The sequence below is a fragment of the Novilysobacter longmucuonensis genome (genome assembly GCF_046600735.1).
GTDB lineage: Bacteria > Pseudomonadota > Gammaproteobacteria > Xanthomonadales > Xanthomonadaceae > Novilysobacter_A > Novilysobacter_A longmucuonensis.
Window position 1 is genome coordinate 69,904 of record NZ_JBJMAW010000001.1, and the last position, 15,040, is coordinate 84,943.

Annotated in this window: 13 protein-coding genes; 12 read left to right on the forward strand and 1 reads right to left on the reverse strand. The window is 69.2% G+C overall.

Annotated features, from left to right (window positions below; genetic code table 11):
• The first annotated feature begins 294 nt into the window (after positions 1–294).
• Positions 295–762 (forward strand): aminoacyl-tRNA deacylase, encoded by a 468-nt coding sequence (locus ACJQWM_RS00310; RefSeq protein WP_332703753.1) that lies wholly within the window; start codon positions 295–297, stop codon positions 760–762.
• Positions 763–972: 210 nt separating this feature from the next.
• On the opposite strand, the gene ACJQWM_RS00315 is transcribed toward ACJQWM_RS00310, so the two are convergent.
• Positions 973–1,905: a carbohydrate kinase family protein gene (locus ACJQWM_RS00315; RefSeq protein WP_332703751.1), complete on the reverse strand. Its 933-nt coding sequence runs from the start codon at positions 1,903–1,905 to the stop codon at positions 973–975.
• Positions 1,906–2,230: 325 nt separating this feature from the next.
• Between ACJQWM_RS00315 and ACJQWM_RS00320 the strand changes: the two genes are divergently transcribed.
• The 11 genes from ACJQWM_RS00320 to lipA all read left to right on the forward strand — a co-directional run bounded on the left by ACJQWM_RS00320 (position 2,231) and on the right by lipA (position 14,681).
• Positions 2,231–3,277, forward strand: a complete 1,047-nt coding sequence (locus tag ACJQWM_RS00320) for a rod shape-determining protein (protein WP_332703749.1) — start codon at positions 2,231–2,233, stop codon at positions 3,275–3,277.
• A 266-nt stretch (positions 3,278–3,543) separates the two neighbouring features.
• Positions 3,544–4,563, forward strand: coding sequence for a rod shape-determining protein MreC (gene mreC / locus ACJQWM_RS00325; protein ID WP_332703747.1), 1,020 nt, complete (start codon positions 3,544–3,546; stop codon positions 4,561–4,563).
• A complete protein-coding gene (gene mreD, locus ACJQWM_RS00330) occupies positions 4,560–5,045 on the forward strand; it encodes a rod shape-determining protein MreD (RefSeq protein ID WP_332703745.1) in 486 nt (161 codons plus the stop codon). The genes mreC and mreD overlap by 4 nt, the downstream gene beginning before the upstream one ends.
• Positions 5,045–7,000 carry a penicillin-binding protein 2 gene (mrdA, locus tag ACJQWM_RS00335; RefSeq protein ID WP_332703743.1) on the forward strand — a complete coding sequence of 652 codons (1,956 nt, stop codon included), beginning with the start codon at positions 5,045–5,047 and terminating at the stop codon, positions 6,998–7,000. Before mreD ends, mrdA begins: the two co-directional genes overlap by 1 nt.
• Complete coding sequence (gene rodA, locus ACJQWM_RS00340; protein ID WP_332703741.1) at positions 6,997–8,109, forward strand: rod shape-determining protein RodA; 1,113 nt, start codon at positions 6,997–6,999, stop codon at positions 8,107–8,109. Before mrdA ends, rodA begins: the two co-directional genes overlap by 4 nt.
• Positions 8,110–8,789: 680 nt before the next feature.
• Entirely contained in the window at positions 8,790–10,007 is a 1,218-nt protein-coding gene (gene mltB, locus ACJQWM_RS00345; RefSeq protein ID WP_332703739.1) for a lytic murein transglycosylase B, read from the forward strand.
• Positions 10,004–11,107 carry a septal ring lytic transglycosylase RlpA family protein gene (locus ACJQWM_RS00350; protein ID WP_332703737.1) on the forward strand — a complete coding sequence of 368 codons (1,104 nt, stop codon included), beginning with the start codon at positions 10,004–10,006 and terminating at the stop codon, positions 11,105–11,107. The genes mltB and ACJQWM_RS00350 overlap by 4 nt, the downstream gene beginning before the upstream one ends.
• Positions 11,108–11,159: 52 nt before the next feature.
• Positions 11,160–12,377, forward strand: a complete 1,218-nt coding sequence (locus tag ACJQWM_RS00355; protein WP_332703735.1) for a D-alanyl-D-alanine carboxypeptidase family protein — start codon at positions 11,160–11,162, stop codon at positions 12,375–12,377.
• A gap of 150 nt (positions 12,378–12,527) precedes the next feature.
• The gene (locus ACJQWM_RS00360; protein ID WP_332703733.1) at positions 12,528–12,806 is read left to right on the forward strand and encodes a DUF493 family protein; all 279 of its coding nucleotides are present in this window, start codon (positions 12,528–12,530) and stop codon (positions 12,804–12,806) included.
• Positions 12,794–13,489 carry a lipoyl(octanoyl) transferase LipB gene (gene lipB / locus ACJQWM_RS00365; RefSeq protein WP_332703731.1) on the forward strand — a complete coding sequence of 232 codons (696 nt, stop codon included), beginning with the start codon at positions 12,794–12,796 and terminating at the stop codon, positions 13,487–13,489. The genes ACJQWM_RS00360 and lipB overlap by 13 nt, the downstream gene beginning before the upstream one ends.
• A gap of 181 nt (positions 13,490–13,670) precedes the next feature.
• On the forward strand, positions 13,671–14,681 hold the full coding sequence (lipA, locus tag ACJQWM_RS00370) for a lipoyl synthase (protein WP_332703729.1): 1,011 nt from the start codon (positions 13,671–13,673) through the stop codon (positions 14,679–14,681).
• Positions 14,682–15,040: the final 359 nt, after the last annotated feature.

Here is a 15,040-nt window from a genome sequence, read left to right on the forward strand (position 1 = left end):
TGGCCACGTAGCGGGCCAGTTACTGACCGATTTTTTTTACGTAACTTCTTTGCTTGATCCGTGACCATCCGCGTTGATCCGCGTCAAACACTTCTGCCTTTCCGCACATCGCGCCTGAATGCCACAGGCTGCGGCGGCATCACGCCGCCGCGATGGGCGCGCGGCGTACGATCGGAATGACGGCGTCGGCGTGCTTCGCGGACGCCACGCTGACGCAACGCCGGAGGCACGCGCCAGTCCACCCCGGCAGCGGCGTCGGATCGGAACCGCCGGCACGCTGCAGCGGAGGCGACCATGCTCAGTCCACGCCTGTACCATTTCCTCGACGAGCGCCACGCCCATTACGCGACGCTCACCCACGACCGCACGATCACCGCGCAACAGACCGCCAACGCCGCGCAGATCGGCGCGCTGCATTTCGCCAAGACCGTGATGCTCAAGATCGACGGCCGGCTGGCGATGCTGGTGATGCCGGCGGCGTACCGCGTCGACCTCGATCGCCTGTCGCGCGCAATCGGCGGCGGCGACATCGCGCTGGCCGGGGAGTCGGACTTCCGCGATGCGTTTCCCGACTGCGAACTCGGCGCAATGCCGCCGTTCGGCAATCTCTACGGCATGCCGGTCTACGTCGACGAGCGCATGGCCGAGCAGCCGGAGATCGCGTTCAACGCCGGATCGCACACCGACCTGGTACGCATGCCGTATGCCGAGTTCGAACAACTGGCCAAGCCGCGGCAGGTCTCGCTGGCGCAGGTGATGTAGCGGGGCGCGCAGGACCCCGCGGGGAGTCGACGTCGCGCGGGAGCGACCGCAACAGCAAATCCTCCCCAACCCGCCCGGCCCTCAGGCACAGCCTTCGGGCGTTCAGCGGTCCGCGAACCGGTGGTTCGCACGCGGACCGCTTCACCCTTTTCCAAAGGGGGGAGCCAGTGCGGTATCGCCGTGGGCTGGGCGGCGGGTTGGAAACCCGCCCTACAGCGCGTAGCCGAACTGCTGGCGGAACTGCTCGGCGAACTCGTCGTAGTCGAAGCGCTGGTTCTGGGTGCCCGGGTGCTCGACCTTGAGCGCGCCCATCAGGTTGCCCATGCGGCCGACGGTCATCCAGTCGTAGCCCTTCTCGATACCGAAGATCAGCCCGGCGCGGAACGCGTCGCCGCAACCGGTCGGGTCGGTGACGCGGCGCTCGTGCGCCGGCGGGATGTCGTAGCTCTTGCCGGGCGTGTGGATGTGCGAGCCCTGCGGGCCGCGCGTGGTGATGTAGGCCTTGACCCGCTTGACGATGTCGGCCTCGCTCCAGCCGGTGCGCTCCTGCAGCAGGTTGGACTCGTAGTCGTTGACGGTGACGTAGTCGGCCTGCTCGATGAAGTGGCGCAGTTCGGCGCCGTTGAACAGCGGCATCGCCTGGCCGGGATCGAAGATGAAGGGGATGCCGGCCTCGGCGAACTCGACCGCGTTCTGCAACATGCCCTCGCGCCCGTCGGGACTGACGATGCCGAAGCTCACCCCTTCCACGTCGCGCACGTGGTTCTCGTAGCTGCGCATCATCGCGCCGGGGTGGAACGCGGTGATCTGGTTGTTGTCGTGGTCGGTGGTGATGAACGCCTGCGGGGTGAACAGCTCGTCGATCACCTTGACCTGGTCCATGCGGATGCCGTGCTCCTCGAACCATTCGCGGTAGGGACCGAAGTCCTGGCCGACGGTCGCCATCGGGATCGGATCGCCGCCGAGCAACTTGAGGTTGTAGGCGATGTTGCCGGCGCAGCCGCCGAACTCGCGTCTCATCCGCGGCACCAGGAAAGAGACGTTGAGGATATGCACCTTGTCCGGGAGGATGTGGTTCTTGAACTGGTCGGGGAACACCATGATGGTGTCGTAGGCCAGCGAGCCGCAGATCAGGGCAGACATCGGATTTGATTCCTGGTGGGGGTGCACTGGTGGTGCAGTTGGGAAGGTCGGCGACGCGGGGCGGGCAGCGGCGGCCGGACGCCGCGCGGCGCGTAGGGTAGCCGCTGGGCCGCCGGCCGGCCAGCGTGAGCGCCGTCACAACCGGCGCGGTATCGCCGTAACGGACCCTGACCCCGGACGGCGAAAACCGCCGCAGGGCGCGGTTTTTCCTTGCCGGGGGTGGGGGTGGTTGCTAGGCTAACCGACCGTTTCGCGCACCCTTCACGGGTGTCGCACTTCCCGGCCCGCCTGCCCCAGGCCCGCCTTCATCAAGGCAACCCTCTCGATGTTCAAGAAGTTCCGCGGCATGTTCTCCAACGACCTGTCCATCGACCTGGGCACGGCCAACACCCTCATCTACGTGCGCGGGCAGGGCATCGTGCTGAACGAGCCGTCGGTGGTCGCGGTGCGCCAGGACCGGGTGATCGGCGGCAACCGCTCGGTCGCGGCGGTCGGCATGGAGGCCAAGATGATGCTGGGCCGCACCCCCGGCCACATCACCACGATCCGGCCGATGAAGGACGGCGTCATCGCCGACTTCACCTACACCGAGGAAATGCTCAAGCACTTCATCCGCAAGGTGCACAAGTCGCGCTTCCTGCGGCCGAGCCCGCGGGTGCTGGTGTGCGTGCCGTGCGGCAGCACCCAAGTCGAGCGCCGCGCGATCAAGGAATCGGCCGAGGAGGCCGGCGCGCGCGAGGTCTACCTGATCGAGGAACCCATGGCCGCCGCGATCGGCGCCGGCATGCCGGTGACCGAGGCGCGCGGCTCGATGGTGGTCGACATCGGCGGCGGCACCACCGAGGTCGCGGTGATCGCGCTCAACGGCATCGTCTATTCGGCCTCGGTGCGGATCGGCGGCGACCGCTTCGACGAGGCGATCATCGGCTACGTGCGCCGCGCCTACGGCACCCTGATCGGCGAGGCCACCGCCGAGCGGATCAAGCTCGACATCGGCTGCGCCTACCCGCAGGACGAGCCGCGCACGATCGAGGTGTCCGGCCGCAACCTCGCCGAGGGCGTGCCGAAGATGATCACCCTGCACGCCAACGAGGTGCTGGATGCATTGCGCGAGCCGCTGTCGGGGATCGTCACCAGCATCAAGCTGGCACTGGAGCAGACCCCGCCGGAACTGTGCGCCGACGTCGCCGAGCGCGGCATCGTGTTGACCGGCGGCGGCGCGTTGTTGCGCGACCTGGACCGCCTGGTCAGCGAGGAGACCGGCCTGCACGTGCAGGTCGCCGACGACCCGCTGACCTGCGTCGCCCGCGGCGGCGGCCGCGCGCTGGAGCTAGTCGACATGCACGGCAATGAGTTCTTTGCGCCTGACTGAAGCCGTGAGCGCCCGCTGCGCGGGCTGGAAAGGGGGGTAGGCGCCTGCTGCGCAGGCTGGGTGAAGTCGGCCGCTGTGCGGCCTGTCAGTAAAAGCAGAAACAGCAGCAGCAACACCAACACCAACAGCGGGTAGGTCTTGCTCTTACTTACTACTTACCAGGCGCGCAGCGCCGAACTCGCAGCCCGCACCGCGGGCGACTTGCGCGCGCCGAAACCGCGCGGCTCCGCCAGCCCGCGCACCCCCGACGATACCCGATAGACTCCGTGCCCCACTACGCCAGTCCCGCCACCCCCACCCGCACCGGTGAAGTCGCCGACACGCTGCGGTTACTGGCATATCTGGTCCTGGCGTTGGTGCTGATCGTGCTGGACCATCGCGGCGGCTGGCTCAACCGCGCGCGGCAGCAGGCCGACGTGCTGGTGCAACCGCTGTGGATGGTGGCCGGCTGGCCCGGGCGCATGGCCGAGAAGCTCTACGACGATGCCGGCACGCTGAGCCAGCTGACCGCGGAGAACGAGCGCCTGCGCAACGAGATGCTGGTCAGCAACGCACGGCTGGCGCGGCTGCGCACGGTGGCGGCCGACAATGCACGCCTGCGCGGACTGCTCGGCGCGGCCGAGCGTGGCGGCCTGGACGTACAGCTGGCGCCGATCCTGGACATCGATCTGGACCTGACCCGCCAGCGGCTGGTGCTCGACGCCGGCAGTGCCGATGGCGTGCGCGTCGGCCAGAGCGTCATCGACGCCGGCGGCCTGCTCGGCCAGGTGATCGACACCACGCCGATGCACGCCAGCGTGCTGCTGCTGACCGACGCCTCGCACGCGGTGCCGGTGGCGGTCACGCGCAACGGCGTGCGCCTGGTCGCCTATGGCACCGGCAGCAGCGACCGGCTGCGGCTGGCGAGTATTCCGCTGTCGAGCGACGTCAAGGTCGGCGACCTGCTGGTGACCTCGGGCCTGGGCGCGCGCTTCCCGGCCGGGTTCCTGGTCGGCACCGTGGCCGCGTTGCGGCCCGATGACAGCCGCGCGTTCCTGCTCGGCGACGTGCGGCCGGCGGCGCAGCTCGATCGCGGGCGCGACGTGTTGTTGCTGCGCACGGCGCCTGCGGCGCCGGGGACCGGGGACCGGGGACCCGCAAGCGCAGCGTCGGAGCCCGAAGCTGCGCAGACTGATCCATCGGTCGAGCCGGGAGCGGCTGGCACCGGCTCTTCCCGGGTCCCGGGTCCCCGGTCCCCGGTCCCGGACGGCGGAGCCACCCCGATCCCGACGGGCGAAACCCCATGAGCCGCCAGCGCCACCCCTGGGTGCTGCCGCTCAGCGTGCTGGTCGCGCTGCTGCTGGGGCTGTTGCCGCTGCCGCCGCTGCTGCAGCCGGTGCGCCCCTACTGGCTGGCGCTGGTGATCGCCTACTGGGTCATCGAAAGCCCCGATCGGGTCGGGCTGGGCGTGGCCTTCGTCGTCGGCCTGATCGCCGACCTGACCTTCGGCAGCCTGCTCGGCGAGCAGGCGCTGAGGCTGGTGGTGATGACCTTCATCCTGCAGCGATTCCGTGCGCGACTGCGGTTCTTTCCGCTGTCGCAACAGGCGATCGCCATCGGTGCGCTGCTGCTCAACGACCGCATCGTCACCGGCGCGATCCACCTGATCCTCGGCATACAGACCCTGCCGCTGGCGTTCTGGCTGGCCCCGCTGCTGGGCATGCTGCTGTGGCCGATGGTCTACCTGCTGCTTGACGCGCTGCGCCTGGGCAACTGGCGGAAGCGCTGATGGGACCGCGTCGCCGCCTGCTCAAGAACCCCGTCGCCGAGGCCCAGCAGTTCCGCCGCCGGGCGCTGCTGGCCTTCGCCATCGTGGTGCTGGCGCTGGCGGGGCTGGCGCTGTGGTACTTCCGGCTGCAGGTCTGGCAGCACGATGCCTACGCGATGCGGTCGGAGGCCAACCGGGTCCGGCTGCAGCCGGTGGTGCCGGGACGCGGGCTGATCTTCGATCGCAAGGGCCGGATCCTGGCCGACAACGTGCCGGCCTACCGGCTCGAGGTCATCCCCGAGGACGCCGGCGATCCGGACCAGTGGCTGCCGCAGCTGGCGGAGATCGTGGAGCTGTCACCGCAGGACATCGAGACCTTCCAGGAGACCCGCCGCGCCACCCGCGGTTTCCGCCCGGTCACGCTGAAGCTGCGCGTGACCGAGGAGGAGGCGGCGAGCTTCGCGGTCGACCGCTGGCGCTACCCGGGCGTGGAGCTGGTGCCCTACCTCAACCGACGCTACCCGCACGGCGCGCTGTTCTCGCACATCATCGGCTACGTCGGCCGGATCGACGTGGACGACCTGGCCGAGCTGGGCGAAGGCAAGTCGGCGCTGACGCATATCGGGAAAACGGGCCTGGAGCGCGCCTACGAGGACGTGCTGCGCGGCGAGATCGGCTACGAGAAGATCGAGACCAACGTCGACGGCCGCGCGATGGGCGAGGTCGGGCGGGTGCCGGCGGTGCCCGGCGCCGACCTGCGGCTGAGCGTCGACCTGGACCTGCAGCGGGCGATGGTGAATGCGTTCGGGACGATGGACGGCTCGGCGGTCGCGGTCGATCCGCGCACCGGCGAGGTGCTGGCGATGGTCAGCCTGCCCGGCTTCGATACCAATTTGTTCGTCAACGGCATCTCGCATGCCGACTACGCCACGCTGACCGAGGACCCCTCGCGGCCGCTGTTCAACCGCAACGTGCTCGGCGGCGGCCCGCCGGGCTCGACGGTCAAGCCGCTGATCGCGTTGGCCGGGCTCGACAGCGGGCTGCGCACGCCGCAGGAAGAGACGCTGTCCACCGGCGAGTTCCACCTGCCCGGCGTGCGCCGCGGCTACCGCGACTCACATGCCGGCGGGCACGGCTGGGTCGACCTGCGCGAGTCGATCGCGCAATCGGTCAACACCTACTACTACGAGCTGGCCCACGAGATGGGCATCGAGCGCTTCAGCCACTACATGCACCGCTACGGGTTCGGCGAGCGCACCGGCATCGACCTGCTCGGCGAGAACGAGGGCGTGGTGCCGTCGGTGGAATGGAAACGCGCCAACAGCAGCGAGCCCTGGTATCCGGGCGAGACCGTGATCGCCGGCATCGGCCAGGGCTACTGGATCGCCACCGCGCTGCAGCTGGCGCGTGCGACCGCGGCGGTGGCGGACGACGGGCAGTTGCGCCGCCTGCACCTGGTCGACGCGCGGCGCGACGGCTACCAGGCGCCGTGGTCGCCGCTGGCGCAGGCGCCGCCGCGGTCGATCACCGATCGTCCCGACCATCTGCAGGCGGTGCAGGAGGGCATGCTGGAGACCATCCACGGCCGTGGCACCGCCACCGCGATGGCCCGCGGCGCGCCCTACCTGATGGCCGGCAAGACCGGCACCGCGCAGAAGATCAGCCGCCAGGGCGAGCTCAGCGTCGATCCGGGTTCGCTGCCATACCACCTGCGCCACCAGGCGCTGTTCGTCGGCTACGCGCCGGCCGACAACCCGACCATTGCGGTGGCTGTCGTGGTGGAGCACGGCGGCTACGGCGGCAGCACCGCGGCCCCGATCGCACGCAAGGTTTTCGATGCCTGGCTGCTGGGCAAGATGCCCGAGCCGGTGCCCGCTGAAGAGCCGCCAGAGCCTTCATCCGCGGCGACGGCGACGGCGCCGAGCCCCTCGCCCGCCGCGAGCGGCGCGCGGCCAGCGGCGGACCCCACCCCATGAGCGTGATCCTGCGCTGGCTGCTCGACCTGCTGGCGCGCCTGCTACGCACGCTCGACTGGCCGTTGCTCGGTGCGCTGTCGGCGCTGATGGCGATCGGGCTGGCAGTGCTGTACAGCGCCGGCGGCCAGTCCACGTCGCTGGTGATCGCGCAGGGGGCGCGTTTCGGGGTCGGCCTGGCGGCGATGTGGGCGCTGTCGCGGATGCCGCCCTCGCAGCTGCGCAACTGGAGCCCGCTGGTGTTCGGGCTGTCGCTGGTGCCGCTGGTGTTGGTGCTGTTCCTCGGCAGCGGCCGCAGTGGTGCGCACTGGCTGAACCTGGGCGTGTTCTATTTTCAGCCGGCCGAGCTGCTCAAGCTGAGCCTTCCGATGATGGTCGCCTGGTACCTCAGCCGCGACGCGTTGCCGCCGCGGCTGCCGGCGGTGCTGGTCGGCTGCGCAATCATCGCCGCCCCGACCGCGCTGATCCTGCTGCAGCCGGACTTCGGCACGGCAATGCTGGTGGCCACCAGCGGCGCGTTCGCGCTGTACCTGGCGGGGCTGTCCTGGTGGTGGTTCGCGGCTGCGGCCGGCAGCATCGCCGCAATCGCCCCGGCCGCCTGGCTGTGGCTGCTGCGCCCCTACCAGAAGGACCGCATCCTGACCTTCCTGGACCCCGAGTCGGATCCGCTGGGCGCCGGCTGGAACATCATCCAGAGCAAGATCGCGATCGGCGGTGGCGGCCTGACCGGCAAGGGCTGGGGCGAGGGCACCCAGGCGCACCTGAACTACATTCCCGAGCACACCACCGACTTCATCTTCGCGGTGCTCAGCGAGGAGTTCGGCTGGGCCGGCGTGGCCGTGACCCTGGCGCTGTACCTGTTCGTGGTCGGGCGCTGCCTGTGGATCGCCGCGGAGGCACGCGACGGCTATTCGCGGCTGATCGCTGGCGCACTGGGGCTGGCGTTCTGCGTCTACGTGATCGTCAACGGCGGCATGATCGCGGGCCTGCTGCCGGTGGTCGGGGTGCCGATGCCGTTGCTGAGCTTCGGCGGCACGTCGGCGGTGTCGCTGCTGGCCGGTCTCGGGGTGGTGATGGCGGTGCGGGCGCACCGGCCGGTGCACATGCACTGAGGCGGGGGTGCGCAGCCACTCCGTGCATCGGCTGCGCATTTGCAGCACAGTCGATCCCGACATGCCGTCCTCCCACGATTGGTGGAGCGGCGTAGCCCCTAGCCCTTGTTTGGCCGTGCCCTTGCTTGCAGCTGTTGCCGTTCCGTTGCCGTTGCCGTTGCCGTTGCCGTTGCCGTTGATCTTGATCTGGTCTTGTCGCGACTTCCAAAAAGATCCGCAGGCGGTAGACAGGCAAGGATCAAATGCTTTCGCCTGAAGGCGAGTTACTTTCTTTGAAGGGCCAAAGAAAGTAACCAAAGAAGGGCCCTTCCTCGACACTTCAAACACCTCGCCGTGCGGGCGACGCGGGGATTTTTCCGACTCGCCATCCATGGCTCGGTCGGAAAACGACGGCCATCCATGGCCGCCGCCCTTCGGGGTCTGTGGAGAGGCGGCGGTGATTGATTTGCGTTGTGGAGCAACGACAAGTGCAACGGCAAGTGCAACGCCAGAGCGGGGATCTAGGCAAGACGGGTCACTGTTCGCTGGTATGGCGAGGGGCTGGCAGGAGCTCGGTCGCGGTGCGCGCCGGGGTCGCGTGCCGGGCGCACTGCAGCTGAACAACAACAGCACCTGACTCACTGACGCCGTCGGCTGCTCACACACTTTGAACGCCAAAGTGCCGTGCTAACCTCATTCAGATGAATCGACGCCTAGCCCGCTGCGCCTTGATCTGCGCGCTCCTGCTTGCGCCGGTAGCTTGTGCCACGCAGGTGCCGCCACCGACTGCGCAACCCGTCCAGACGCTTCCAGCCGAAGCAGCCGAACCGGCCGACGCCGCGGGCGCGCCACCAGTTACGACGACATCCAAGACGACGCCGACGCCCGGCACCGATCCGCTGCCCGAACCGCTGCCGCAGATGTCGCTGCCGGAGGCGCGTGCCGCCTTCGTCGCCGACACCGCCGCGCGCTACGGCATCGAATCGGCCCATATCGAGTCGGTGCTGGCCGGGGCCGAGATCCGCGACAGCATCATCAACGCGATGTCGCGGCCGGCTGAAGCCAAGCCGTGGCGCGATTACCGGCCGATCTTCATCAGCCAGGCGCGCATCGATGGCGGCCAGGCGTTCCTCGCCAGGCACCGCGATGCACTGGCCAGGGTCGAGGCCGAAACCGGGGTGCCGGCCGAGATCATCGTCTCGATCATCGGGGTGGAGACCAGTTACGGCGGCAACACCGGCAGCTATCCGGTGGTCGATGCGCTGTACACGTTGGCGTTCGCCTATCCGCGCACCGGCGACCCGGCCAAGGCCGATCGCGAGAACCGCCGCGAGGCGTTCTTCCGCGGCGAGCTGGCGCAACTGTTCGCGCTCGGCCAGGAGCAGGACCTGGACATCACCACGCTCAAGGGCAGCTACGCCGGGGCGATGGGCTGGGGCCAGTTCATGCCGTCGAGCTACCGCGAGTTCGCCGTGGATGGCGATGGCGACGGCCGCATCGACCTGTTCGGCAGCACCGACGACGTGTTCGCCTCGATCGCCAACTATTTCGTCAACAAGGGCGGCTGGGTCCGCGGTGGCCCGGTCGTGGTGCGCGCCGAGCGCGACCCGGACGCGCAGGACCACGAACCGGAAGGCCTGGCGCCGGACATGAGCCTGGCCGAGCTGGACGCACTGGGCTATCGCCCGGCCACGCCGGTCGCGCCGGACCAGCGCGCGGTGCTGCTGAACCTGGACGGCGTCGACGGCATGGAGCACTGGCTGGGCTTTCGCAACTTCCATGCGATCACCCGCTACAACATCTCCAAGCTCTACGCGATGGCCGTGTACCAGTTGGCCGAGGCGATCGCCGGCCGCGAGAATCCGCTCGCCGCCGGTGGCAACACGGGCGATGAGCCCGGTCTCCGCCCGGCCGCATGAGGTGGCCACTTGCCGCGGCCCTGGTGCTCGGCCTGGCGGCCTGCGCCGGTACGCCGGAGAAGCCGCCCGCGCCCGCCGCGCCCCAGGTTGAGCGCGAAACCGCAGGCGCGGGCACGCCGGTCTCGCCGTACGCGCCCGCGAAAGAAGACCCCAGCACCCGCGGCGATTACGTCGCCGGCGGGCTGTACAAGCCCGGCGTCCCCGACAGCACGCCGGAGCATGTGCCCGACGTCGACCGCATTCCCGAGCCCGAAGTGGTCGAGCTGCCGCGTTCCAGGGTCGGCAACCGCGCCCGCTACAGCGTGCTCGGCAAGACCTACCGCGTGATGGACGACGCGCGCGGCTATGTCGAGCAGGGCGAAGCCTCGTACTACGGCAAGAAGTTCCACGGCCGGCGCACCTCCAACATGGAGGTCTACGACATGTATGCCTTCACCGCCGCGCACAAGTCGTTGCCGCTGCCGAGCTTCGCGCGGGTCACCAACCTCGACAACGGCAAGTCGGTGGTGGTCCGGGTCAATGACCGGGGCCCGTTCCACGAGGGCCGCGTGATCGATCTCAGCTACGCCGCGGCGGTCAAGCTGGACTACGTCCGCAACGGCACCGCGCGGGTCGAGGTGCGTGCGCTGACGCCCGGCGATCCCGCCACCAGCATGCACGCCGCGGCCTCGCCCACCGATTCGGTAGCACCTGCACCCGGACCGGGCGTGCAGCCGCCGGCGAGCGCGATGGACCACCTGGTCGAGACGATTCCGGTCGGCAGCGCCGCCGCGGTCGAACTGCCGCCGGGCGTGCGCATCGCCACCGGCCAGCCGTCGCCGATGCCGGCGCAGACCGCCGCGCCCGTGATGGCGAGCGGGCCGGCCCCCAGCGCGCTGACCCTGCAGGTCGCTGCGTTCTCCACGCGGCGCAACGCCGAGCGCGCGCTGGCAATGATGCGCGAGGCCGGCATCGACGGCGCCCGGCTGCTGGCCGGTGATGCCGACGGCCGGCCGGTGTGGCGCCTGCGGATCAGCCCGGTCGCGACTGCGGCCGCGCCGGATTTGGCCGCGCGCATAGTTGAACTCGGCTTCGGCCAGCCGCAGCACGTGCACGACTGACTTTTTTCTCGATCTTTGGCCGGCACGGTCCGGCTCCCGGAGTAGTTGAACAATGAAATCCCGCTTCGTACTTGCCGCGCTGACCGCCTTCGTCGTCGGCATCGCCCTGGCCCAGACCCCGACGCCGCCAATCCCGCCCGTGCCGCAGCCGAACGCCGCCGCGCCGGCCAGTGATGCGCTGCCGGTGCCGCCGCCGCCGGAAATCACCGGCACCGCCTGGCTGCTGATGGACGCCACCAGCGGCAACATCCTGGCCGGCGAGAACGTCGACATGCAGGTCGAGCCGGCCAGCATCACCAAGGTCATGACCAGCTACGTGATCGCCGCGGAAATGGCCGGCGGCAAGGTCGCCAAGACCGACCAGGTGATGATGAGCGAGAACGCCTGGCGCACCGGCGGCGCCGCCACCGACGGCAGCTACTCCGGGTTCGAGGTCAACCAGACCGCGCCGCTGCTGGAGATGGAAAAGGGCATGGTGGTGCAGTCCGGCAACGACGCCGCGATCGCCCTGGCCGAGCATGTCGCCGGCAGCGTCGATGCGTTCGCCGCGTTGATGAACCAGTACGCCGCACGCATCGGCATGCAGAACTCGCATTTCGTCAATCCGACCGGACTGCCCGGCGAGGGCCATGTCTCGACCGCGCGAGATCTCGCCCTGCTGGCCCGCGCGCTGATCCACAACTACCCCGAGGCCTACTCCTACAACAGCATCAAGGAGTACACGGTCGGTTCGATCACCCAGCCAAACCGCAACGTGCTGCTGTGGCGCGATGACAGTGTCGATGGCATCAAGACCGGCCACACCTCGGCCGCCGGCTACTGCCTGATGGCCTCGGCGCAGCGCGGCGACCAGCGCCTGATCTCGGTGGTGATGGGCTCGACCTCCGAGAAGCAGCGTGCCGACGACAGCCAGGCGCTGCTCAACTGGGGCTTCCGCTTTTACGAGACCCACAAGCTGTTCGATGCCGGCACCCAGATCGCCGAGCAGAAGGTGTGGAAGGGCCAGGCCGACCAAGTGCAGCTCGGCCTGTCCCAGCCACTGCTGGTGACCGTGCCGCGCGGGCGCTACGAGCAGTTGCAGCCGATGATGGACGTGCCCACCGCCCTGGTCGCGCCGATCGAGCAGGGCCAGGCGATCGGCACGGTCAAGGTGATGCTCGACGGCGAGGTGCTCGCGCAGCGCCCGCTGGTCGCGATCAGCGCGATCGAGGAGGCCGGCTTCTTCAAGCGGCTGTGGCACGAGCTGCTGATGTGGTGGCACTCGGACTAGTGGTGCCTGCCTGTGTAGGAGCGGCTTCAGCCGCGAGCTTTCCGGTCCGGTGCCGGTCAAGATCAACTGCTCGCGGCTGAAGCCGCTCCTACAGTGCCCGAGGGGCGCCCGCGCTTGGGTTCGCTCCCGCGCGGACCCATAATCCCGGCCATGGACATCACCTCCGACAACCCGGACCACGGCTTCCAGTTTCCGGGCACGTTCGAGCTCAGCGCGGTCGGGCCGGCCGCGGCCGGTCTGGAGCGCGTGCTGCCGCAACGGCTGGCCGAGGCCGGCATCGGTGTGCGGACCGACGCGATCGGGTGCAAGCCCTCCAGCAACGGCAAGTACGTGTCGGTGCGGATCGGGTTCCATGCCGAGACCCGCGCGCAGTACGAGCTCGCGCACCAGGTCCTGCGCGCGCACCCGGACGTGAAGTGGACGCTGTAGCCGCACCGGCCGTCCCGGCGCGGCCCGCCCCGCTGACCGCGCAGCTGCGTGACCTCGGCCGCCAGCCCTACGAGCCGGTGTGGCGGGCGATGCAGGCCTTCACCGATGCGCGCGCCGCCGACACCCCTGACGAGCTGTGGCTGGTCGAACACGATCCGGTGTTCACCCTGGGGCAGGCCGGCAAGCCCGAACACGTCCTGATGCCGGGCGACATTCCGGTGATCCACGTCGATCGCGGTGGCCAGGTGACCTACCACGGCCCCGGCCAGATCGTGCTGTACCCGCTGCTGGACCTGAAGCGGCTGAAGGTGGGCGTGCGCGAGTACGTGTGCCGCATCGAGCAGGCCATCATCGACACCTTGGCCGACTGGAACATCGAGGCGGTCCGCCGTGCCGGCGCGCCCGGCGTCTACGTCGCCGACGCCAAGATCGCCGCACTCGGCATCCGGGTGCGCCGCGGCTGCAGCTTCCACGGCCTGGCGTTCAATGTCGCGATGGACCTGTCGCCGTTCGCGCGGATCAACCCCTGCGGTTTCGCGGGGCTGCAGGTGACCTCAATGTTAGACTTGGGCGGCCCGTCGCGGCTGGAGGCGGTCAAGCCGGCGCTGGTCGGGCATGTCGCGCGGCAGTTCGGATTGAGGGTTGAATCGGCAGCATTGCCGGAGTTGCCGGCGACAGCCTGACTTCCCTTCTCCCGCAAGCGGGAGGGCAGTCGTTTTTTCCTTCTCCCGCGAGCGGGAGAAGGTGCCCGCAGGGCGGATGAGGGCAAGCGCCACCGCGCATCCGACGCAGACCTGTTTCGCGAGCCCTCACCCCAGCCTGTTCCAAGCGGCAAAGAGCCGACATCAAGAGCACTGCAGCGCCATGACCCAGTCCACCACCAAGTCCATCCCGCTTGCGGTCGTAACCAGCGATGCGCCGGCGTCGCTGCAGCCCGGCGCCAAACAACTGGCCGGCGACAAGATCAACCGCTCGCCGGTGCAGTTCGCCGACGCGCCGGTGCTGCGCAAGCCGTCCTGGATCCGGGTGCGTATTCCGTCGGGCAACTCGGTCGCCCAGCTCAAGGCCAAGCTGCGCGAGAACCGTCTGGTCACGGTGTGCGAGGAAGCCAGCTGCCCGAACATCCACGAGTGCTTCAGCCACGGCACCGCCACGTTCATGATCCTGGGCGAGGTCTGCACGCGGCGCTGCTCGTTCTGCGACGTCGCCCACGGCCGGCCCAAGCCGCCGGACCCGTCCGAGCCGCTGACGCTGGCCCAGACCGTCGCCGACATGGGCCTGAAGTACGTGGTGGTGACCAGCGTCGACCGCGACGACCTGCGCGACGGCGGTGCCCAGCACTTCGTCGACTGCATCAAGGCGATCCGCAGCCACAGCCCCAAGACCAGGATCGAGATCCTGACCCCGGACTTCCGCGGCAAGGGCCGCATGGAGCGCGCGTTGGAGATCCTGGCGACCGCGCCGCCGGACGTGTTCAACCACAACCTGGAGACGGTGCCCGACCTGTACCGCAACGTACGCCCCGGGGCCGACTACCAGTGGTCGCTGACCCTGCTTTCACGGTTCAAGGCCCAGCACCCGCAGGTTGCGAGCAAATCCGGGATCATGCTCGGCCTGGGCGAGACGATGGAGCAGGTGCAGCAGACGCTGCGCGACCTGCGCGCGCACGATGTCGACATGATTACCATCGGCCAGTACCTGCAGCCCAGTGCCCACCATCACCCGGTGCTGCGTTACTGGACGCCCGACGAGTTCAAGCAGCTGGAGGTGTTTGGCCTGGCGTTGGGCTTCAGCCACGTCGCCTCCGGGCCGCTGGTGCGTTCGTCGTACCACGCGGATCGTTCCGCGATCGAAGCCGGTTTCGCCGCGGCCTAGAGGTTTTCGCCCGCGTCTTGGCCCGTGCACCGGACGGCGCATCCCGCGCAAATTCACCGGCCGGTCAGCACGGAAGTCACCTGGCAGCAGGGCCGGTCGGGCGCGGCCTGGCCGCACTCACGCCAAACTGAACCTCGCGCCGATAGCGTGTGCCTGAACCGGCTCCGGCAGATGACAGCGGACGCAACTTTCGGCACTGTGGATTTGTCCAAACCCCGTTGCATGCTCGTTTGCACCCCGCACGTGCCCGACCGCAGCGATCCGATTGCACCTCGTGACCGGACCGCCTGGCCGCAGCGCCCCCCACGCGTCATCCCACCCAAAGATCAGGCCGCCGTTGCCGGCCGCGAAGCCCCCGC